At 63.1% G+C, this 21,601-nt stretch carries 21 protein-coding genes; 12 read left to right on the top strand and 9 right to left on the bottom strand.

Annotation, left to right across the window (positions count from 1 at the left end; translation table 11 throughout):
• Positions 1-75 precede the first annotated feature (75 nt).
• The gene (locus tag ACH9L7_RS02480; protein ID WP_396612173.1) at positions 76-888 is read right to left on the bottom strand and encodes a hypothetical protein; all 813 of its coding nucleotides are present in this window, start codon (positions 886-888) and stop codon (positions 76-78) included.
• 3 nt (positions 889-891) lie between these two features.
• A complete protein-coding gene (locus tag ACH9L7_RS02475; RefSeq protein ID WP_396612172.1) occupies positions 892-1,530 on the bottom strand; it encodes a flavodoxin domain-containing protein in 639 nt (212 codons plus the stop codon).
• Between the two features lie 139 nt (positions 1,531-1,669).
• Between ACH9L7_RS02475 and thiE the strand changes: the two genes are divergently transcribed.
• From thiE to thiD, 3 genes are read left to right on the top strand one after another with little or no spacing between them, the layout of a single operon-like run.
• Positions 1,670-2,314, top strand: a complete 645-nt coding sequence (gene thiE, locus ACH9L7_RS02470) for a thiamine phosphate synthase (protein WP_396612171.1) — start codon at positions 1,670-1,672, stop codon at positions 2,312-2,314.
• A complete protein-coding gene (gene thiM / locus ACH9L7_RS02465; protein WP_396612170.1) occupies positions 2,311-3,180 on the top strand; it encodes a hydroxyethylthiazole kinase in 870 nt (289 codons plus the stop codon). The genes thiE and thiM overlap by 4 nt, the downstream gene beginning before the upstream one ends.
• 8 nt (positions 3,181-3,188) lie before the next feature.
• A complete protein-coding gene (gene thiD / locus ACH9L7_RS02460; RefSeq protein ID WP_396613314.1) occupies positions 3,189-4,001 on the top strand; it encodes a bifunctional hydroxymethylpyrimidine kinase/phosphomethylpyrimidine kinase in 813 nt (270 codons plus the stop codon).
• A gap of 57 nt (positions 4,002-4,058) precedes the next feature.
• Here the strand turns inward: thiD and ACH9L7_RS02455 are convergent, their stop codons facing one another.
• Both ACH9L7_RS02455 and ACH9L7_RS02450 read right to left on the bottom strand, forming a co-directional pair.
• Positions 4,059-4,859 (bottom strand): arylamine N-acetyltransferase, encoded by an 801-nt coding sequence (locus tag ACH9L7_RS02455; protein WP_396612169.1) that lies wholly within the window; start codon positions 4,857-4,859, stop codon positions 4,059-4,061.
• A 157-nt stretch (positions 4,860-5,016) separates the two neighbouring features.
• Positions 5,017-6,459, bottom strand: a complete 1,443-nt coding sequence (locus ACH9L7_RS02450) for a trehalose-6-phosphate synthase (protein WP_396612168.1) — start codon at positions 6,457-6,459, stop codon at positions 5,017-5,019.
• 365 nt (positions 6,460-6,824) lie between these two features.
• Here ACH9L7_RS02450 and ACH9L7_RS02445 point away from each other — a divergent pair, with 365 nt between their 5' ends.
• Positions 6,825-7,985, top strand: a complete 1,161-nt coding sequence (locus ACH9L7_RS02445; RefSeq protein WP_396612167.1) for a dihydropteroate synthase — start codon at positions 6,825-6,827, stop codon at positions 7,983-7,985.
• Positions 7,986-8,114: 129 nt separating this feature from the next.
• Positions 8,115-8,774 (top strand): HAD family hydrolase, encoded by a 660-nt coding sequence (locus ACH9L7_RS02440; RefSeq protein ID WP_396612166.1) that lies wholly within the window; start codon positions 8,115-8,117, stop codon positions 8,772-8,774.
• Between the two features lie 18 nt (positions 8,775-8,792).
• On the opposite strand, the gene ACH9L7_RS02435 is transcribed toward ACH9L7_RS02440, so the two are convergent.
• The 3 genes from ACH9L7_RS02435 to ACH9L7_RS02425 form a co-directional block, all read right to left on the bottom strand.
• Positions 8,793-9,524: a class I SAM-dependent methyltransferase gene (locus ACH9L7_RS02435; RefSeq protein ID WP_396612165.1), complete on the bottom strand. Its 732-nt coding sequence runs from the start codon at positions 9,522-9,524 to the stop codon at positions 8,793-8,795.
• 71 nt (positions 9,525-9,595) lie between these two features.
• Positions 9,596-10,480 carry an aldo/keto reductase gene (locus tag ACH9L7_RS02430; RefSeq protein WP_396612164.1) on the bottom strand — a complete coding sequence of 295 codons (885 nt, stop codon included), beginning with the start codon at positions 10,478-10,480 and terminating at the stop codon, positions 9,596-9,598.
• A 101-nt stretch (positions 10,481-10,581) separates the two neighbouring features.
• Entirely contained in the window at positions 10,582-11,016 is a 435-nt protein-coding gene (locus ACH9L7_RS02425) for a cytidine deaminase (RefSeq protein WP_396612163.1), read from the bottom strand.
• A 191-nt stretch (positions 11,017-11,207) separates the two neighbouring features.
• Between ACH9L7_RS02425 and ACH9L7_RS02420 the strand changes: the two genes are divergently transcribed.
• A complete protein-coding gene (locus ACH9L7_RS02420; RefSeq protein WP_396612162.1) occupies positions 11,208-11,822 on the top strand; it encodes a hypothetical protein in 615 nt (204 codons plus the stop codon).
• Positions 11,823-11,865: 43 nt separating this feature from the next.
• A complete protein-coding gene (locus tag ACH9L7_RS02415; RefSeq protein ID WP_396612161.1) occupies positions 11,866-12,657 on the top strand; it encodes an alpha/beta fold hydrolase in 792 nt (263 codons plus the stop codon).
• Positions 12,658-12,681: 24 nt separating this feature from the next.
• Here ACH9L7_RS02415 and ACH9L7_RS02410 read toward each other — a convergent pair whose 3' ends face one another.
• On the bottom strand, positions 12,682-14,076 hold the full coding sequence (locus ACH9L7_RS02410) for an FAD-binding oxidoreductase (protein WP_396612160.1): 1,395 nt from the start codon (positions 14,074-14,076) through the stop codon (positions 12,682-12,684).
• Positions 14,077-14,249: 173 nt separating this feature from the next.
• Here ACH9L7_RS02410 and ACH9L7_RS02405 point away from each other — a divergent pair, with 173 nt between their 5' ends.
• The 5 genes from ACH9L7_RS02405 to ACH9L7_RS02385 all read left to right on the top strand — a co-directional run bounded on the left by ACH9L7_RS02405 (position 14,250) and on the right by ACH9L7_RS02385 (position 19,886).
• A complete protein-coding gene (locus ACH9L7_RS02405; protein ID WP_396612159.1) occupies positions 14,250-15,149 on the top strand; it encodes a helix-turn-helix transcriptional regulator in 900 nt (299 codons plus the stop codon).
• Between the two features lie 62 nt (positions 15,150-15,211).
• Complete coding sequence (locus ACH9L7_RS02400) at positions 15,212-16,114, top strand: alpha/beta fold hydrolase (RefSeq protein ID WP_396612158.1); 903 nt, start codon at positions 15,212-15,214, stop codon at positions 16,112-16,114.
• A gap of 15 nt (positions 16,115-16,129) precedes the next feature.
• A complete protein-coding gene (locus ACH9L7_RS02395) occupies positions 16,130-17,188 on the top strand; it encodes an SAM-dependent methyltransferase (protein WP_396612157.1) in 1,059 nt (352 codons plus the stop codon).
• A gap of 171 nt (positions 17,189-17,359) precedes the next feature.
• Positions 17,360-18,580, top strand: a complete 1,221-nt coding sequence (locus ACH9L7_RS02390) for a phosphotransferase (protein WP_396612156.1) — start codon at positions 17,360-17,362, stop codon at positions 18,578-18,580.
• Positions 18,581-18,626: 46 nt separating this feature from the next.
• Positions 18,627-19,886, top strand: coding sequence for an MFS transporter (locus ACH9L7_RS02385; RefSeq protein ID WP_396612155.1), 1,260 nt, complete (start codon positions 18,627-18,629; stop codon positions 19,884-19,886).
• 149 nt (positions 19,887-20,035) lie between these two features.
• Here the strand turns inward: ACH9L7_RS02385 and nhaC are convergent, their stop codons facing one another.
• Positions 20,036-21,511: a Na+/H+ antiporter NhaC gene (gene nhaC / locus ACH9L7_RS02380; protein WP_396612154.1), complete on the bottom strand. Its 1,476-nt coding sequence runs from the start codon at positions 21,509-21,511 to the stop codon at positions 20,036-20,038.
• Positions 21,512-21,601 lie beyond the last annotated feature (90 nt).

Here is a 21,601-nt window from a genome sequence, read left to right as displayed (position 1 = left end):
TGTAAATAGTGAAAAGTGTGTGTGCGGGCCGTCACATTTGCCAGAAACAGTGGCGGGAGGCCGGGAGCCAGTTGCTCACTGCGGCGGGTTTCGCGGGTAGTTTCCGACGCCAGTCTGGAGGTGCCCCTCGACGACGACCCACCCGCGTTGGTCGGCCGGAAGGTCGTAGACGGACACGCGGTCTGTGTACTCGTTGTAGTTCCACCCGCCGACCCACCACGAGTTGGTGCCGACGAGTTCGACCGTCACCGAGAGCTGTGTCGTCTCCGGCCCGTCGTAGGCGACGAATATCCGCGTGTCGTATCTGTAACACCGGGTTTCGTCGTCTTCGTGGGGCCACTCACAGGGGACCCCGGTCACGTTCGACCGCGGTTCGAAGAGCGGTTCCGCTCCCCCGGGGTCTCTCGTGTCGATAGAGCGGTTCACTGTCCGGTCGGCGGTCAGGCTCATCGTGTCGTGTTTGACTCTGACGACATCCGAGTCGTTTCGGTCGTACTCGTCGGCGGAGACGCGCTCCCACCGGACGAGTCGGTCGTTTTCGATAACTGAGCGATGATACGTGGGTTCGCCGGGAAGTTCGTCAGCCTGCATCCGCAGCATCGGACCGTACTCCGTCTCGACTACGTCGTAGGTCCACGTCTCCGGTATCAGGTACTCTCGCGTTTCGATTACGTCTTCGACGGGTGATTCCCCTTCGGTGATGGGAAGCGGGACGAAGACGGTCACATTCGAGATGGGTTCGTCGGCGGAGACGCGGACCTCGTAGCGGTAGTCGCTCCCGTAAGAGTCGAGAAACGACTGGCGGCTGAACGCCCAGAGACCACCGCCGATAGCTGCGACGACGAGGAGCACGGCCACAACGATGATACCGAGTGTTCGGGAGTTCATCTCCTAGGCAGAGGTTTCTTCCGTCTCGTCACCGGTCGTCATCACGTCGCCGACCGCCACCTCGTCACCGGTCGCTATTTCGTCGCTGACCGCACTCCCATCCATCTCGACGATAGCGGCGACATCGGCGGCGAACGCCTCGACTTCGTCCCAGTCGGTGTACTCGTGGTCCTGCGAGGCGTCCGTCTCACCGATGGTGTCCCGGGCGATGCGCTTCATAATCATCCGCGTGAAGAACCCGTACTCAGAGAAGCGAAGCGCCCCGCCGAACGCCCCGATTCTGTCCGGTTCCCACCCGGTCTCCTCGACGAATTCCGCGATGTACTCGGCCACGTGGGCGTCGTTCTCCTCACTCGGGAACGCCGACGAGAGCGACACCTGGAAGAACGCGTTCGGTCGCGCTTCGATGGCCTCTCGATTCTCTTTGACGAAGCGGGAGACCTTCTTTACGTGCTTCCCCATGTGGATGGACGACCCGACGAACACCGCGTCGAAGTCGGTCACTGCGGTCTCGGCCGGGAAGTCATTCACAGACAGCACCGTCGCCTTGTGACCACGCTCTTCGAGTACCGTCTCGATGTACTCGGCTATCTTCTCAGTCTGTCCCTCTTTCGTCCCGTACGCGACGAGGATTGACGTCATTTTCACTCACCGTCTATACATTCGTTCGCTGACGGGATAATCCCGACTGTAGCGTCTCACTCGCCGGGAAACAGCCTCCTGACCACTGGAGGAATGGTAACGACTTTCCACGACAAGGAATTACTCTACGATACAACTCATGAATATCTCTCTGGACACGTACCTCGTCACGCAGTCGGACCTCTCCGGCGACCGGACGACGCTGGAAGTCGTCGAGGCGGCGGTCGCAGGCGGCGTGGACATCGTCCAACTCCGCGAGAAGCACGCGAGTGCGCGCGAGCGATACGAACTCGCCAGCGACGTGCGCGAACTGACCGCCGACGCGGGCGTTCCGCTCGTCGTCAACGACCGCCTCGACATCGCGGCAGCGGTCGACGCCGACGGCGTCCACCTCGGTGACGACGACCTGCCAATCGAGACGGCACGCGAGCAGTTGGGGTCAGACGCCATCGTCGGGCGGTCCGTTTCGACGGTTGAGGCCGCACAGGCCGCAGAAGAAGCGGGTGCCGACTACCTCGGTGTCGGTGCCGTCTTCGCGACCGATTCGAAGGACATCGACGACGACGAGTACGAAATCGGCGTCGAGCGAGTCGCGGCCGTCGCGGACGCCGTGTCGATTCCCATCGTCGGAATCGGCGGCATCACCGCCTCGAACGCCGCGGACGTTGTCGCTGCCGGGGCTGACGGCGTCGCAGTCATCACCGAAATCACCGGCGCGGATGACCCGACAGACGCGACACGGCGTCTTGCTGACGCCGTCACCGAAGGGAGGGACCGCCGATGACGGTCGCTGCCGACGAGTTCGACCTCCAGCGCGCGCTGGAGACCATCTCGTCGACTCAACCGCTTGTCAACTCGGTCACGAATGAAGTGACCGTCAACGACGTGGCCAATATCACGCTCTACTGGGGCGGCCTGCCGGTCATGTCCGACGACGAGCGCGAAGTGGGCGACATGGTCTCCATCGCCAACGGCTGTCTCCTGAACATGGGGACGGTCAGCGAGGCGGGCGAAGAGACGATGCTGACCGCGGGCCGCGCCGCGGGCGAGAACGACGTGCCGCTCGTCGTCGACCCCGTCGGCGTCGGCGCGACTCCCACGCGCTCTCGCGTCGCCGACAGACTCGTCTCCGAACTCGACGTGGACGTACTCAACGGCAACTACGGCGAGATTTCCGCGCTCGCCGGTGCCGATGCGGAGGTCCGCGGCGTCGAATCGGTCGGCGAGTACGCCGAAATCGCGGCGACGGCGGTCGCGTGTGCGCGTGAAACCGGTGCTGTCGTCGTCGCCTCCGGCGAGACTGACATCGTCGCAACCGACGAAGCCGCCTACGAGGTCCACGCGGGCCACGAGATGATGGGTACCGTCGTCGGAACCGGGTGTATGCTCGGCGTGACGCTGGCGACGTTCGCCGCCGCACTCGACGACCCCCTCGAAGCCGCGCTGGCGGGGACGATGGGCTACGGTCTGGCTGGCGAACTGGCCGCAGACGGCGCGTTCGGCGAGTATCACGGCCCTGCGAGTTACCGCATCGCGTTCCTCGACGCCGTGTCCGGCCTCGCAAACGGGACGGCCGAAGAGCGGTCCGACGAACCCCTCCCCGACCTCGCGGACCGCATCGAACGAATCGAAATCGAGGTGCAACCGTGAGCGACGAAATGCTCTCGCCGACGCCCGAAACCCCGCCGTACGCGCTCACCATCGCCTCCAGCGACTCCGGTGGCGGCGCGGGAATTCAGGCCGACCTGAAGACCATGACGCGCCTCGGCGTCTACGGCGGGTCGGTTATCGTCGGCCTGACCTCCCAGAACACCCGTGGCGTCACCGACACGCACGTCCTCCCGACGGCGGTGGTGCGCTCCCAGTTCGACGCCGTCGCCGACGACTTCGACATCGGCGCGATAAAACTCGGGATGCTCGCAACCGCCGAGGCAGTCGCAACCGTCGCCGAGTGCCTCTCCGAATACGACGGTCCCGTCGTCGTCGACCCCGTGATGGTCGCAACCTCGGGCGACCGCCTCCTCGACGAGGACGCTGTCGACGCCTACGACGACATCTTCGCGCAGGCGACGCTCGTGACTCCGAACGCCGACGAGGCCGAGGCCCTCACGGGTCACGTTCCGGAGACGCCCGAGACGGTTCGGGCGGCCGCCGACTGGTTCTTCGAGCGCGGTGCCGACGCGGTCCTCCTGAAGGGCGGCCACGTCGAGACCGGCGACGGAACGGTCGTCGATACGCTCGTCACCCGCGAAGAGACGACGACGTTCACCAACCCGCGGGTCGACACCGACCGGACGCACGGCTCCGGATGCACGCTGTCGAGTGCAATCGCCGCCGGACTCGCCCGCGGTGACGACCTCGAATCCGCGGTCGAACAGGGTATCGAGTTCACGAAATCGGCGCTCGCCGCACCCGCCGACGTGGGGACCGGCCCGGGAAGCGTGAACCACCTCGTCGACTTCGACAACTGAGACCGGCGACAAACCGGAATCACCGACTTCGACGGCGGCCGTCAGCGGTCGTACCCACTACGCCCCTCGATAGTCGAGGCCAAATGTTTCTTCGAGCACATCGTGCCACTCGGATTCGGCGACCGGCGACTCGGTCGACTCGCTTCCGACGTACCGCGTCAGCGTCTCGGGCGAGAGTTTGACGTGTCCGCCGTCGGTCGCTCGCATGACCACGGGGTCGCCCGTAAACGTCGATTCAGGGGCGCTCTGGAGGTAGTCACACGTCGCTTCGAAGTACGTGAGCATCCGCGGCGTGTCGGTGAACAGGTAGCGGTCCTGCCACTCGCCATCGGGTTCGTAGCGATACTGGGTGCGGTGTGTTTCGTCGGGTCGGTCGCTCTCGACGACGCGCCACGAGACGCCCGCCTCGTCGGTTCGAACCTCGCCGTCGAGCGGGAGGGGCCGACGCATCGAGGGGACACCCATGCCGACGTCGACCACGTACCGGCGGTCGAGTTCGACGACGTTCGTGTGGTGATTCGCAGGCGGGCGAGCAGAGCCGTCGCTACCGATGACGCGAGCGGCGACTCTCTCGGCGTCGAACCCGAGTTCGGTGAGAAGCCAGTTGAACAGGCCGTTGAGTTCGAAGCAAAAGCCGCCGTGCTCGCGCTCGACGATTTTCTCGAAGAGATGCGGAAGGTCGAGGTGGACGCCCTCGCCGTCGTCGGCATCGTCGAAGGGGTCGCCGTTGACGGCCAGCGTCTCGAACGGAATCGTCGTCACGTGTGCGCGCTGGAGGCGACGGAGGGTCGAACGCGATGGCTCACCGAGCGATTGGGAATCGATTCCGAGACGGTCGAGGTAGGCGATGGTGTTCATCTGAGGGGAGTACCACGGGCGTTTCGTTGCGTCAGCGGTGACGGAGGGCCGAGCGGGAACCACCAGCGCTCCGCAGTGGGTCGTTCTCACGCAGCACTCAAAACCGCTCGCTGAACGAGAATTTAGTAACGGGTCTGATAGGTGTCTGTGACGCGTCTCAGCGCGTCCACCACGCCAGCGAGTGTTCCATCCACGCGCCGATATCGGCCGACGCCACGTTGTGGTACATCCGCCGGAAGCGCTCGGCGCGCTCGCGTTTTGGTGCGTTTAGTGCGGCCTCGATTTGCGCTGCGAACCCGGCGGTGTCGTGGGGGTTGATGGTGAAGGCGTCGTCGCCGACGAGGGTGTGGACGCCCGCGAACTTACTGAGGACTAACGCACCGTCGCCACCCTCGTTCGCGGCGATGTACTCCTGTGCGACGAGATTGTAGCCGTCCGCGAGCGGACTTACGATGCCAACGTCGGCGTTTCGATAGAGGCTGACAATCTCGGTTCGCGTGTACCGGCCGTCGAGGTAGACGACCGGTCGCCACTCGTCGGTTCCGAACCGAGCGTTCAGTCGGCGAATCTTCTCGGCTACGTCGCGCTGGTAGCGTTCATACTCGGGAATCTGCTCGCGCGTCGGCGACCCCTTCTGGAGGAGGCGAAACGACCCGTGCAGGGAGTCGTCCCGTTCGAGGAGGTGTTCGATAGCGTCGAGACGCTGGAGGATTCCTTTCGTGTAATCCAGTCGGTCCACGCTGACGGCGATGTGCTCGTCCGACCCGATTCCCTCTCGCTCGCAGAGGTCGTTCCAGAACTGGGTCGCCGCCGCGCTGTCGGCGAGTTCGCCGACCGTCTGGGTGTCGATTCCGACGGGTGCGACGTACACGTCGACGGTTCGCCCGTCGTATGCCACGTGGAGCGATTCGGTATCGACATCGGCCGCCGGAAGCGTCCGTTCGACCGTATCGAGGAACTCCCGAGCGTACCCTCGGGTGTGGAAGCCGATTCGGTCGTTGCCGAGCAGTCCCGACAGCAACGCGTCGGCGTGGGGGCTCCGGTCGAACAACTGCGCTGGGGGCCACGGAATGTGCCAGAAGTGCTGTATCGTCACGTCGCCGTCGGCCCGGCGGCGGACGAGTTCGGGAACCAGTGCGAGGTGGTAGTCGTGGACCCAAAGCAGCGTGGTGTCGTCGTCCTGTCTGTCGAGTGCGTCGAGCGCGGCGGTGGCGAACTGCTCGTTCACGCGCCTGTAGGCGTTCCAATCGTCCGGAGACGCGCGAATCCGGTCGACGTGTTCGTGACAGAGCGGCCAGAGAACCTGGTTGCTGTAGCCGTAGTAGTAGCCGTCGTACGCCGTCTCGGGAATGTCGAGGCGTTTGAGCAAGTACCGCTCTGCGCCCGGTGGGACGGCCACGTAGCCGTCTGGGTCCGTCACGTCGAAGTCGGCCGGTCCGTGCCCGTGGGCGACCCACGTGCCACCGACTTCGCGCATCACGTCGTCCATCGCGGCGGTCAATCCGCCGACCGGTTTCGTCACGTCGTCCGCGGCGTCGTGGACGTACGGCTCACGGTTGGTGAGGACGACGAGTCCGATATCGGTGTCGTGTTCTGTCACGGCTCTGACTGGGATTCTCTCGATTCCATCTCGGTTCGCACCCGCGCCGTCTCGGCCCCTCGCGACATCCGACACGGCGCTGATAGCTCATGTGGGTGTACGGTTGCGCGCCTAAAACAGTCTCTATCGACTCGCTCTCTCGCCGCCTCGTTCGAGTGGGTCCTACTCGCGGCGTTCGAGCAGTCGATAGAACCGAACGTCGCGTGGCGGAGGTCGATTGGGCGGTTGTCGCCGTATCAGCCAGCCCGACACACCACGTGACTATCACAATTTGCATAGATGCGCTCGTCGACAGGAGTCGGCCGTTTCACCACTCGGTTGTCCCCGACCGATGTGCTTTTTACTCGTACGCCGTCAGCGAAGATATGAGAACGGTCGAACTCGGCGACTTCACCGTCGGTGATGGGTACCGTCCGCGAATCATGGGCGTGCTGAATATGAGTCCCAGTTCGGGGTGGAAGCCGAGCATGCACGCCGAAGTCAAAGACGCGGCGCGGTTCGCCGAAGAGGAACTCATCGGCGAGGGTGCCGACATCGTCGATATCGGCCTCCAGTCCGCCAACATCAAGTACGATGTTCTCCCGGCCGAGAAGGAACTCGAACGGCTGGACAAAGCTGTCGCCGTCATCGACGAAATCGGCGACGACGCCGTCTTCTCTATCGAGACCCGGTATGCCGACGTTGCGGAAGAGGCCCTCACCCGCGGGTTCGACATCGTCAACGACGTTGCGGGCTTCGCCGACCCGCGGATGCGCGAGGTGTGTGAGGACTACGACGTGCCGAACATCAAGATGGCGAGTCCGCCGGACCTCCAGAACCCCGGTGCCGTCATCACGATGGACGAGACGTTCGACGCCCTCGAACGCGGCGGCTTCACCGACAAGACGATTCTCGACCCGTCCTTTGGGAAGTGGACGCCCGAAAAGACGTTCGCGGACGACCGAGAGCGTTTCCGTCGCCTCCGCGAGTTCCGCGCGTTCAACCGCCCGCTCCTGACGGCGACGAACCGCGAGGACTTCCTCGGCGACATCGCCGGTCGGATGGAGAACGAAGACCAACTGCCGGTCAGTCTCGCCGCCGCGACGATGGAAGTCGAAAGCGGCGCACACATCATTCGAACCCACGACGTGGCTGAGACGCGCGACGTGGCGCTCGTCGCCCACGCGCTCGGAACGGACCGTCTCGTCGAGGACGACACCGTCCGCGTCGTCGAGTACACCGACATCTCGCGCCGCGAAGCCGAGAAACAACTGGCCATGCGCGGCGGCGACGCGACGAGCGCCGACGCGGGTGTGTCGCTCTCGTTCGTCGCCGAGGGACTCGAACAGCGCGACATCGACGCCCTCGAATCGGTCTGTGTGGAGTACGACGTTCCGCTCGCCCCGAGTGAGAGTGCGGGCGTGTTCCTCAGCGCATCCGTCGCCGTCCTCAAACAGGTCGCAGACGAAATTTCCGGTGCGAGCGACAACCTCACCGAACTCGCCGGGAGCATCCGCCGCGCGGCCACGAAGTACGCAGGCGAGTGATTTCCGTCCCGGCGTCCATCTCTCCACCTCGGCGTCCATCTCTCCGTCTCGGCGTTCGTTTCTCCGCCTCGGCATCGTTTCGACCCCCTATCGGAACGGTTATCTACGACCCGCTCACCGGTTGGGCCCATGACACGATACGACGCAGTATTGTTCGACAGTGACGGTATCCTCGTCGAGCCACCGTCGTACGAGACGCAGCGCGAAGCGACTCGGCAGGCATTCCACGCTGTCGGCGTCGAAGATGTTCGACAGAAGCACCTCGACGCTGCCGTCGGCGGCGGAACCGTCGAAACGTTGCACGAGGTCTGTTCGGAGTACGACCTCGACGTGACGGAGTTCTGGGACGCATTCGAACACCACGACGAGCAGTCGCAGTTCGACGCGTTCGAAGCAGGCGAAAGAACGCTGTACGACGACGTGAACGCAGTCTCCGACCTTCCGGTAACTCGCGGCGTCGTGAGCAACAACCACCACAGCACCATCGAGTTCAAACTCGACTTCTTCGGGTTGCACTCGCTTTTCGACACCTACTACGGCCGCGAGAAGACCATCGAGAGTCTCAGGCTGATGAAGCCGAACACGCATTACATCGACCGGGCGATGGCCGACCTTGGCGCAGAATCAGCGCTCTACGTCGGCGACAGCGACAGCGACATGGTCGCGGCCGAGCGCGCCGGACTCGATTCCGCGTTCGTCCGGCGGTCGCACTGTCAGGATGCCGACCTCTCGGTCACGCCGACGTACGACGTGGACTCGCTTCACGACATTGTTCCGCTGGTCGTGTAACCACCCGGCATCGCCTGTTCAGGGTTCGAACCGAAGTGCGAGGCTGTACATCTCGCCCACTGATTCGGGGTCGAGTCTATCGGCACAGTCGTCCACGGCGGACCGTAGTGGCTCACCTAGCTCTCCGGGAAGGTCAGCCAGCAGCGAGCGCGTCACCGAGGCGTGCGCTTCGATGTGGCTTTCGGTCCACGGAACCGGGTCGAGGAGGGTTCGAGTTCGGTCGAACGTCCACCCGTACCCGTCGAACAATCGGCGGAGCGCGCCTCCCGGATAGAAGGTGAGTGCGGGCCGTCCATCGACCAGTTCACTGGCCGCATTTTCGAGGGCGAAGAGTTCACGCACGGCGGCACCCTCGGGCAGCGGGTCGTAGTCGTCGACGACGAGGTGACACCCGGGGGCCGCGACTCGCGTCAACTCGGTGGCGACGGAGTCGAGGGTGGGCGGTTCGAGGAGGTTGAACAAGCCGTGTGCGGTGATGATATCGACCGAGTTGGGTGCCAACGGGAGGCTTCGAACGTCCGCTTCCAGTACAGCGGTTCGGTCAGGTTCTGTGTCTGCTATCGCGTCGTCGACTCGCTTTCGGACTGCAACCGCGTCGTCTCGGTCGTTCGTGACCGCGTAGACGCGACTCGCCCCGTCGGCGAGCAGTCCGGCGGTCGTATTGCCGACTCCCGCACCCGCTTCGAGACAGACCGCACCCTCGACTGGTCGGTCTTCGAGGGCGGTTGTGACTGTCGTTGGAACGTCCATCGTCGCTTTTGGGTCAGTTTCAGTGGTGGTTTGCGGGTCGCTGTTTCAGTGGTGGTTTGCGGGTCGCTGTTTCAGTGGTGGAGTTGTTCCGGAACCGGACTCTCCTCGTGGCGCAGTCGCTCGACGAGCGACCGCTGGGCCGACTCGTCCATCCCTTCGTATCGCTCGGCGGCGTCGAGAACCATGGCGACGAGTTTCGGGTCGCCGGGTGTAACGACGCTCGTCAGACCCTGCGCCGCCGCGAAGTCGAACCGCTCTCGAATCTCCGCAGGCGTATCCACCGGTTGGTACCAGTTCGCGTAGGGGCGGTCTTCTTTCGGAAGTTCGTCCGGAGAGGGCCACGGACCCTTGGCGAAGGCCTTGATTCCCAGCGTGCCGATTCCCTCCTTGTTCGCGCGTTCGAGAACCGCCTCGTAGTCGTATTCGGGGTCATCCTTACCCACGACGACGGGATTCAGTGGGAACATCAGCGTTTCCAGGTCGTCGATGCGGTCGATGGCGTTGAGGATGAGTTGCGGGTCGCTGTGGCTCGTCAGTCCGATATGGTCGATGAGACCTTCGGATTTCGCCTCGCGAATGGCTTCGAGCGCGCCGCCGTCGCCCGTAATCGTGTCCAGTTCCTCCTCGTACTCTAGACCGTGGACCTGATAGAGGTCGATTTTCTCGATGCCGAGGCGGTTGAGCGACTGCTCGAGTTTTCGCTTCGCGCCCTCGTACGTCCGTTCTTGGGTCTTACAGCCGAGGAAGATGTCGTCTCGGTGTTGGCGAAGCTTCGGCCCCAATTTCAGTTCGGCGTCGCCGTACATCGGCGCGACGTCGAAGTGGTTGACGCCGCGGTTCAAGACGAGTTCGACCATCTGGTCTGCGCCCTCCTGTTCGAGCCAGTTGAGCGCGATGGTACCGAATGTGGCGATTGTACTGTCGTGTCCAGTGTGTCCCAGCGCCCGCGTCTCCATACTCGAATCGTCACTGCGAACACACAAAAGCGTGTGTCTCATATTCACAATCTGGACAGTGAAGCGCTCTAGGTCCGTTATATGGTGGATTCGAGCGGAACTCACCACGTCCGCGTCGGGAGCAAGTCGATTGCGTCGACTGCTCGGTTTTTACCCTCGACGGGGACGATAACCCGCATCGTCTCGTTGTAGTCGGCGAGCAGTTCGCGGCACGACCCGCAGGGTGGGACGACGCGAACCTCGGTTGCGTCGTGGGTGTCCATCGGGTACGCGACAGCGACGCAGGTGGCGAGTTCGTCGTGGCTGTATCCGTCGGCGACGGCCGACCCCACCGCGACAGGTTCGGCGCACATCGAGGCGCGTCCGATGCTCGCTGGCAGACTCACTCCCTCGTATATCTCGCCGTCTCCCGTCCGAACGCCCGCCGCGACGATGTGCGCGCCGTCGAAGAAATCAGGGTCGAACGTGTCCAGATTCGTCTCTACGACCTTCTCGATGAGAGCCTCGTCGTCGGCAGTCAGCGGGGCGCTTTCCATGCAAAACATATGCTGTCCCGAAATTATATCAATCTTGATATGGTTCGTTTGTCGGAACTACTGTGTGACGCCACCGACTCCGTGTCAGAACTGCGCGACGACCACTCAAACGGTCGAACAGTCCGGCCGAGTGGTTGATTCGAGGACCGACTAGATTTTATGTCGAGATTCCCACCGGTCACCTGTACAGTATGGACGGGGACGACAGCTTCGACGACCCAATCGCGAGGGCCTTGCTCGGACAGTCTGCGTACGAGCGGGTCCGAGTGCGCCGGCGCAGTCTTTTCAAGCAGCACCTCTCTCACAAACTCGCGTTGCAGAGCGCCATCTTCGGCGTCGTGGCTCTGGTTTTACCGCTGGCGATGACCCTGCCGTCGTCGACGCAGGTTCTCTTTCCCGGCGGCGACCCGCTTTCGTCCACGCCGAAGATTCTCGTCCTCGGCGCGTACGCGGGTGCTATCCAAACCGTCGCCGCACTCGGGTTGGTGTACGTGGGCTACCAGCGACTCCAGCGCGACGAAGTGATGAGTGAGGGCGAGGCGGCTCACCTGCTGAACGTCGAAGACGCCGCGACGACGATGAGCCTCGTCACCGGTGCGGCGGCCGTCGTCACCCTCGATGGCTTCTTCATCCTCGGCCACGCGGGACAGGACCTGCTCGTGAAGTACATCACTGCGGGCGGTGGCAATCCCTTCGCCAGCACCGATATCCCCGTAACCGTGCCGTGGGTCGCCATCCCTGCCGCCATCCTCGCGGTGGTGCTGTTCGCCCTGAGTCGGGTCTTCCGACGGCGACTTCCAGCCTGAACGGAGCGGGGGATTTTTGCCCGGGTGCTCGTCAGTACACCCAATGACTATTCCTGACGACTGGAAAACAGATTCTGTCCGGTCGAACGGCGTCTCGTTGCAGTACTACCGAACCGGTGAGGGGCCACCGCTGGTGATGGCACACGGGTTCACCGACAGCGGTCGGTGTTGGGAACCACTCGTCGAAGAACTCGCGGCCGACTACGACGTGGTGACCTACGACGCTCGTGCCCACGGCCGCTCGGACGCCCCAGAAACCGGATATAGCCCCACCGATAGAGTCGCCGACCTCGTGGGATTGCTCGACGCTCTCGACATCGACGACCCGATTCTGGTCGGTCACTCGATGGGCGGGTCGACTGTGGCGTTGACCGCCGCGATGCACCCCGACCTCCCGCGCGCAGTCGTGCTCGAAGACCCCGCGTGCATGCTCGACATCCCAGAGAAAGACCCCAACGTACGGGTGGAGTCGGTTCACAAGTCGGTTCGAGAATGGGAACAGAAGGGCGTCGAAACCATCGCCGACGAGTACCGCGCGGAGCGCCCGCAACTCGCGCGACGCCTCGCAGTCGCTCGGACCGAGTGTCGCCCGGCGATTGCGGAAATCTCTCGCACTGGGTTCGGGGCCGCGGCCGAGATATTCCCTGACATTGCCGCCCCGACGCTCGTGTTGAAAGCCGACACCGACCCAGAGACGCGGGCGGCACACCTCGATACGGCCGACCGACTGGCCGACGGCCGACTCGTTCACATCCCAGACGCTGGCCACTGCATCTTCCGCGACCAGTTCGACGCCGGGTACGCGGAGTTGCGGACGTTCCTTCGGCGGATATAGCTGGGTTTCCCGGACGAAAGACGACTACGACGAGGGTGCGACGTTCTGGTTCATCCGAAACAGGTTCGTCGGGTCGTACTCGTCTTTCAGCGCAACCAGTCGCTCGTACGTCGGGCCGAACGTGGTTTGCATCATGTCGGCTTCGTCCTCCAGGAAGCCCGGGAAGTTGAGGTAGACCGACCCGTCGGAGAACTGCCGCATGTCGTCGAGGCAGTCGCGCGCCCACGCGACGTTTTCGTCGTCTGTCTCTGAGTCTTCCCAGTTGGCTTCGACGCCGAGGAGGAACGGCGCGTGGCGACCGGCAAACGCGTTCTCGTCTTCGTCTACCTCGGCAATCGCGCCGCCTTGATGCCAGATGTCCACCGTCGAAAGTGGGGACGGCGCGGCGTCCACCCAGTACGCCAACCGCTCCAGTGCGCTGTCGGAGAGGCCGTCGAGGTACAGCGACTTCCAGTAGTAGCGCATTCCGTCAGGATAGTCCTCGTCGAGGAGTTGCTGCAGTTCGACGTAGGGCATCACCCCACTGAAGTCGGCGAGTGGTTCGGCGAGCGTTCGGAGCGGTTCGAGCGCCGCCTCGCCCGCTTCGGGAGGACCGGCGTAGCACCCGAGCAGCCCGATTTTCTGCTCGTCGAGGACGCCCTCCGAGAAGAGTTCTTCGTCGGGCATCACACCCGAGAACGTCAGCGAACTCACTTCCTCGGGTGCCGACGCGCAGTACTCGCGGTACGCCGCCATCGTCGATTCGAACTCGTCGGCGGAGTAGAAGACGAGACACATCGCCACCTCCGGACCGACCGGATGCAGTTCGAATTCGAACGCGGTGACGATGCCGAAGTTGCCACCGCCACCTCGAAGCCCCCAGAATAGCTCTGGATGCTCGTCCTCGCTGGCGGTCAGATACTCGCCATCGGCGGTCACGAGTTCCACGGAGCGGAGGTTGTCGCAACTCAACCCGTACTTCCGTCGGAGGTGACCGATACCGCCGCCGAGGGTCAAGCCCGCGACACCGGTGTCGGAGACGACGCCCCCCGGCGCTGCCAGCCCGAACGCCTGCGTCTCGTGGTCCACGTCGGCCCACGTCGTGCCTGCTTCCACCCACGCAGTCCGCGCTTCGGGGTCCACGCGGACGCTCGTCATCTCCGAGAGGTCGATGACGAGTCCGTCGTCGCAGACGGCGCTTCCTGCGACGTTGTGGCCGCCGCCTCGGACCGATACGAGGAGGTCGTTCTCCCGGCCGAAATTCACCGCTCGAACCACGTCCGCGACGCCCGCACACCGTGCGATGAGACCCGGATGTCGGTCAATCATCCCATTCCACACCGCCCGTGCGTCGTCGTAGTCGCCCGCGTCCGGGCGCAGCACTGTTCCTCGAAAGCCGTCGGCAAACTCCCGTACCGCCGCGTCGTCGATAGTGGTCATTGTTCTGTGCCAACATACGGCAACAGGTCAGTTAGCCTCACTCGCTGCCCTGCGTTTCAGGCGGCGAACCGCGTTTCACGCGACGAAACGCGGCTGAATCGAGGCTGGAAGCCGACAGGTGTGGATGGGGGTAACGTTACTTCCGTACCGAACGTGTACTGCTAGCAAGAATCATGGCTTCAGACGAGCACAGTCGCGATGGCAGCCACGACGTGCGCCCAGACCCGGGGTCGCCGCTCTTGGAGGCCATTCTGGAGAACGCACGCAACCGTCGGTACCTCGGCCAGCGACTCGCCCGGGTGGACGAACGCGTCGATACGGACATGCTCGGCGACATCGTCCGCCACGGGCCAGTTCTCGAAGCGTTACTCGACAGTCCACACGACAGGCGAGAAATCGAATCCCGACTCGACGTGTCGAAAGCGACGAGTCATCGGTTTACGCAGTGGCTCGACCAACGAGGGTTCGTCGAGAAGGTGGACGGACGATTCCAGTTGACCGGACTCGGACAGATAATCGCCGAGGAGGTACTCCGGTTCGAGGCGAACGTCGGAACCGCACAGCGACTCGAACCGCTCTTGGAGGCCGTCTGCGAGGACCACCAGGAGTTCGTCGTCGAACCGTTCGTGGACGCGACGGTCACAGTCGCGGAACCGGACGAACCCTATCGCCCCGTCGAACGCTTCATCTCGCTCGTCCGCTCCTCCGAGACGCTCCGCGGGTTCAACACGACGCACATGGCTCCACTCGTCCTCGGCGGATTCCACCAGCAGGTGTTCGAAGCCACGGAGACGGAGATTATCTACCTCCCGCACATCGCAGATAAACTCTTCGAGGCGTACCCCGAACAAGCGCGGTCGGCCGTCGAAAGCGGCCATCTGACGCTTCGCACGCGCGACGACCTGCCGTACGGGCTCGCCCTCTTCGACGAACGTGTCGGTATCGGCGGATACGACGAGACGACCGGGTTGATGCGGGTCTTCGTCGACACCGACTCACCTGTCGCCCGCGAGTGGGCCGAACGTGTCTACGAGTCGGTTCGAGCGGACTCGGAACTGCTTAGCGAGGCCTGAAGTCGGCGTTTCGAACACGGTCCGAGAGATACGGTTTTCTCCGCTGTGAGCGTAGCTACTGCATGACTCAGGGAGAGAGTGGGGCATCGGCAACCGACTGGTCGGGCACCGAAGACGACGTAACGAGGGGCACGGTCCGAACCGGCGACATCGAGACGTACTACGAGCGCCGCGGCGATGGTCCGCCCATCGTGTTCATCCACGGGATGTTCATGAGTACGACCGAGTGGGTTCCCCAAGTAGAGGCGCTTGAAGACGACTTCACGACTATCTCCTACGACGTGCGCGGACACGGCCACACCGGCGGCTCCGACCGCGACACGTACTCGATGGACCTGTATGCGGCGGACCTCGACGCACTGCTCACAGAGATCGGTGTCGAGAACCCGATTCTCTGCGGACTCTCGATGGGTGGCTGTATCGCACAGGTGTACGCGGCGACGCACCCCGAAAAGGTGGCCGGGCTTGTCCTCTCGGACACGTTCACCGCCGCTCCACTCCCCCTCTCCGGAAGGCTCGTCTTTGCGAATCTACGGTTTTTCGCCCTGCTCGACCGCTTCGTCAGGTACCCGACGCTGAACAGACTCCAGTTGTGGGTCGGCAATCTCCTCTCACCGGGCGTTGCGACCGAAGCCGAGACCATTCAGCGACTCGTCGAAGACGCACCGAGGATATCCCACGCCGAGTTCGCCAAGATTGCAACGGCGATGGCGCGCTTCCCCCAAAGCGACTTCGACGGCTCTCGAGTCGAAGCCCCGGTGTTGCTACTGTACGGCGAACACGCGCTGAAGTCCTTCAAAACCATGCATACACGCCTCGCCGAATCGCTCGCGAATGCCGACGTGGAGGTGACCGTCGTTCCCGACGCGGGCCACGCGTCGAACATCGACAATCCGGCGTTCTTCACCGCGGCCGTCCGCGAGTTCGCTCACGAGGTGACGGGTGCAGGGGAGGGCACCCGCTAACGAACACAGACGACAATGCCTGTCAATCCAAATTTCCTCGAACGGTTGCTGTTGCTCCGACTCGACAAGGGGCCCGCGCCCATCTTGGACCTGTTCGGGGCCGCGACGTTCGAAGCCGTTGTGGTCGCGCTCGATATGGGCCTCTTCGAGGCACTTGCGTCGGGTGATGGGCCACTTTCTGCTGCCGCCCTCGCCGACCGTCTCGATGCAGACGAAACTGCCATCGAAGTACTCCTGACGTTCCTCGTCGCGCAGGGGTACGTCTCCGAAGACGATGGTCGGTATCAAAACACGCGGATGACGACGAAGTGGCTGCTCTCGGACTCGGAGACGAACATGGGTCCGTGGCTCACGTTCTGGGACGAACTCGTCTTTCCGTTCTGGGACGACAACTTCGAAACGGTCGTCCGCGAGGGCCACCCGCCACAGACGATTTACGAGTGGTTCGACGAGGAACCGACGCGTTGGGAGACCGCACAACGGGGGTTCCGTGCGGCGGCGAGCATCGTCGCCGGTGAAGTTGCCGACGCTATCGACGTTCCCAACGACGCAGTCCGAGTACTCGACGTGGGCGGCGGCCACGGCCTGTACGCCATCGAACTGTGTCGGACGCATCCAGCCCTCTCTGCGGTCATCTTCGACTACCCGGAGGCGCTAGACGTTGCCCGCGACGAGATTGCGTCGGCGGGCGTCGAAGACCGCGTCGAGGTCGCAGGCGGCGACTACTGGGAAGACGACTTCGGAGGCGAGTACGACGTTGCGCTCGTCTTCAACGTCATCCACGCACACAGCGCCGAGGAAAACAGGCGGTTGTTCGAACGCGTCGGCACGGCGCTCCGTCCGGGTGGTCGAATCGCAGTGCTCGACCAGTTGACTGGGTCTGCTCGCATGCCAGTCGGAAAGACCGGACATGGATTCGTCGGACTAACGTACTTAGTCACGTTGGACGCGAAAATCCATCCATTCGAGGACGTGAGCGAGTGGCTCCGTGACGCCGGATTTGAGGACGTGAACCGAACGGCAATCCGACGGGCCGGACCGGGACAGACGCTCGTACAGGCGACGAAGGTCTAGACCGGGGCGAAGCGCATCTGTCCGCCGAACTGATGGTTGCTGGAGCTGTTGCTAACAGGAATGACTATGGGAATTGGTAACATTTGTTGTCTAGTGACTTGGTGTGTACTTGAACCATCCATCCGCAAGTATTCGAACACGTGGAGTAACCGATTCGGCCGGTGAATGGCGATGGTGTCTCTGAACGTCCCCGGTGTCGGTCCGGAAATCGAACGACGAGTCTCCGACATCGACGCCGAGACGCTGACACCAATCGTCAGGGCGATACTCGACGACGACACTGCGACTATCGACGAGTGGGACCGTTCCCCGATGCGGGGTGGGGTCGGTGGTGGCTACTTCGGGACGGCCCTCTTTCGGTTCGAGGGAACGGCGACGGTGGCGTCTTCGGCCACTGAACGGTGGTCGGTCGTTCTCAAGATTCTCGCCAAACGGCCCGACGAGGTTCCGTCGGGCCACCCGTACTGGAAACGCGAGGCGGAAGCCTACCGCTCGGACCACATCCAGCAAGCTTCCGGGGGGCTGGTTCCTGCGACCACCTATCGAATCGACGAGTACCCGGGTGAGTCGGTCTGGCTCTGGCTCGAAGACCTCTCGGACGACGACGGCGGGTCGGAGTCGTGGAGCCTCGACCAGTATCGACAGGTTGCCCGCCACCTCGGGCAGTTCAACGGCGCGTTCCTCACGGGTAGTGAGTTCCCGTCCGGTTCGTGGGTCATCGAGCGGACGTTCGACTTTAGCAGGACTGCGGGGGTCGTTGCTCTCGTCGATACGCTCCCCGACGAACCCATCGTCCGTCGCCACTTCCCGACCGAGGAGAGTCGAAACCGACTCTTCTCGGCGTGGCAGCAGCGCGACCAGTTACTCGCCGCTCGCGACGACCTGCCGCCGACGTTCTGTCACTTCGATGCGTTCGGTCGCAACCTCTTTGCGACCACGACCGACGACGGAACACCCCGAACAGTCGCCATCGACTGGGACCAGTGCGGTATCGCCAGACTCGGTGACGACGCCGGTGCGCTAGTATTTCTGACGCTGGTGTTCCTCGATTGGCCCGTTTCCCGTGCGAGAGAACTGGAACGAGCGGTACTCGATGGCTATCGTGAGGGGTTGACCGCCGTCGGCTGGAGCGGCCCAGACGAACTCGTTTCCCGCGGATATCGGCTTCACGTCGCCACCCGGTGGTTGGAGTGGGTCGGCATCGCCGTCAAACTGACCGCCGACGAGGGGAACTACGAGTGGATTGCCGAGATGGTCGGAAACCCTATCGAAGACGTGTTGGACGGGAACCGCGACCTGCACCGGTTCGCGTTCGACACTCTCGACAAACTCGACCTGTCGGCGTCTCCCCCCGGCGACGCCACGGACGAGTCGAGTGTCGGAGAGGCGTGATTGAGAGTGTTTGAGAACCGAGAATGACAGCGTCGGAGAACCGAGAATGACAGAGCCGGACCCGTCGCGAGAGCGTCGGACTCGGCGGGTCGCCACCCGGTACTACCTCTATCGGTCGCTCGACCCGCGCGGGTTCGCCTTCCCGATATTTGTGCTGTTCCTGTTGTCTCGGGGGCTTTCGTTCACTGAAATCGTCTCGCTGAGCGCACTTCAGGCCGTGTTGACCGTCGCCGGAGAGATTCCGACGGGGTACGTCGGCGACCGTATCGGGCGGCGGAACAGCATCGTCGTGAGTCGGGCGCTCGCGTTCGTCCACCTGCTCGGAATGGTGGTGGCCCGAACGTACCCGGAGTTTCTGGCAGTGTGGTCGCTGTGGGCGCTTTCATTGGCCTTTGCATCGGGAAGTGAAGACGCGTGGTTGTACGACGCGCTGGGCGGGACGCTCGCAGTCGAGCGATTCACCGGTATCAGCGGCCGCGGAACCGCAATCGGGCAGTGGTCGATGGCCTTGACGATGGTCGTCGGTGCCGGGCTGTACATCCTCGACCCGCGGTATCCGTTCCTCGCAAGCGCGGTCTTCGCGTTGGTCGGCATCTTCGTTGTGGTTTCGCTCCCCGGTCCTCGGGTCGCCGAGGAGACGACACCCGATATCAGGGTGGTGCTGCAGGTCATCAGAGACGCATTCGGCGGTCGGTCGCTCCGCTCGTTCGTCATCTACGCCGGGTTCTTTCTGGGTATCACGAGCGCGATGGAGGAGTTCATTCAACCGGTGGCAGTCGATGCGTTCGAAGCCAGCCTCACGACGCTCCCACTCGGGCTGCCACCGGAAATCGGGTTAGGAGTACTCTACGCCACTTTCGCGGGCGTCGGTGCGTTCGGGAGTTTCTACGCGGGTGACCTCGTGGACCGGTTCGGACTCAGGCGGACGGTGTTCGCCATTCCGATTCTGACGGGGGCGGTGCTGGCTGCGCCCGCAGTCGTCGCGGTCATTGTGGTCCCTTCCTTCTTCGTGATGAAGGGGACGCGCGCGGCGATGAAACCAATCATCAGCGGCCACCTCAACGACCACATCCCGTCCGCTGAGCGGGCCACCGTCCTGAGCGCGGCCGCGATGGTGTTCGCGCTTCTGCGGACGCCGCTGCATCTGTTCGGCGGCGTGGTCGCTGACGCGTGGAGTCCGCTCACCGCGGTCATCGGATTTGGCGCACTTTTCCTCGTGGTTTCGGGCGTGCTCTACCTTACCGAACCCCCGGTTTCGAAAGAGAGTCGCTCGCAACCCGCTCGAAGTACGGGAAGCCCGAAGTAACGAAAAACAGCCCCCGAGACCGGATTTAGCCCGCAGATTATTCCGTCAGGGCCGGGGCACGGCACCTCGGTTTCGGACTAATTGACCGTCGAGTACCGACCAAGGTTGACTCGGGAGGAGGGTGGTCACGCCGGAAACGGACGGCGTACTCAGTCCTCTCCTGTAGGTGCTGTCACTGAATTATCCGCCGGAGGCGCAGCGGTACCGGACTGCTCATCGTCCTTGTACATGATTTGCCACCCGGTCATCCCCATGGCGATGAGGACGAGTGGTGAGAGGAGGCCGAAGAAGTAGTACGGGGCGTACTCTAAGGTTGGAACGCCGAGCGTCCCGGCCATAAACAGTCCGCCACTGCTCCATGGAATGAGCGCACTCGTCGTCGTTCCGGACGCTTCGATGGCGCGAGAGAGATTTTTCGTCTTCAGTCCCTGCTCTTCGTACAGATTTCTGAGCGTCATTCCCGGAACGACAATACTAACGTACTGCTCGGCGGCGAGGACGTTCATCGAAACCGCGGAGAGTGCTGTGACGCCCGTCAAACTCGCCACGTTGTGACACAGCCGTCCGAGATGGTGGGCGAGGACTGCGAGAACCCCGGCGCGTTCGAGCATCCCGCCAAGCGCGAGGGCGGCAATTGCAATCGTCACAATCCACGCACCACCGGTCATTCCGCCGCTCTGCAGTAATCCGTTTACGAGCTCCATACCCGTCTCGGGAGCAGTACCAGACTGGGCAGCACCCCACGCCGCGGCGAACCCTGTCCCCTGCACGACCATCGACGTCACTGCACCCGCAATGACGCCAGTCCCGAGGGTTGGAAGGGCCGGGATACCGTACATTGCGAGTCCGAAGGTGAGAATCAGCGGCAGGAACACGATTGGCGACACGACGTAGGTTCCCTCGATAGCCATCTGAATCGACTCGACGCGACCCGCTGGGATGTTCCCGGAGGAACTCATGCCGAGGAACGCAAACAGGACGACCGAGATGAAGAACGCGACAAGCGTCCCAACCCGCATTGCGTTGATGTGTTCGTATAAATCGGTGTTCGTCACCGCGGCCGCGAGGTTTGTCGTATCAGACAGTGGCGACTGCTTGTCTCCTGTGTAGGCACCGCTGAGAATTGCACCGGCAGTCATCGGTGCTGGAATTCCGAGACCAGAGCCGATACCGATGAGGGCAACACCCAGTGTTCCTGCCGTTGTCCACGACGAGCCAACGGCAAAGGAGATGATAGCGGCGAGGATAGCTGCCACTGGGAGGAACACCGCAGGGGTGAACAATTCCAGCCCGTAGTACATGAGACTCGGAATCGTCCCCGCCTGAATCCACGAGGAGATGAGTGCGTAGACGGTGAACATGATGAGAATCACCTTCATTCCTAAGAGGAGACTATCGGAAATTCCGTCATAGAGGTCTGCCCACGACAGCCCAAGGTGATAGTGGGCGAATAGGCCAGTGAATGCGATTCCCCAGAACAGCGGGAACTGAGGGTCCAAGCCGAACGTGATGATGCCAACACTGAGGAATACAATCATCCCCGCGACCGGCACGAGTGCTGCCGCAAGCGAGGGCCGCTCCTCGGGGTCGAGTTCCTCGAAAAGACGAGGTTCGAACTCTACCATCGCATCACCGTTCTTCCAGTCCCCACCGGTACAACGGCGTTAGTAGCTTCCTGATTCAACGCAGCATCCCGTCTCAGTTGTCGTGAGACG

This window comes from Haloferax sp. S1W (genome assembly GCF_044593955.1).
Taxonomy (GTDB): Archaea; Halobacteriota; Halobacteria; order Halobacteriales; family Haloferacaceae; genus Haloferax.
The sequence above is the reverse complement of the archived record's forward strand: the minus strand, read 5'-3'. Positions and strand labels throughout refer to the sequence as shown.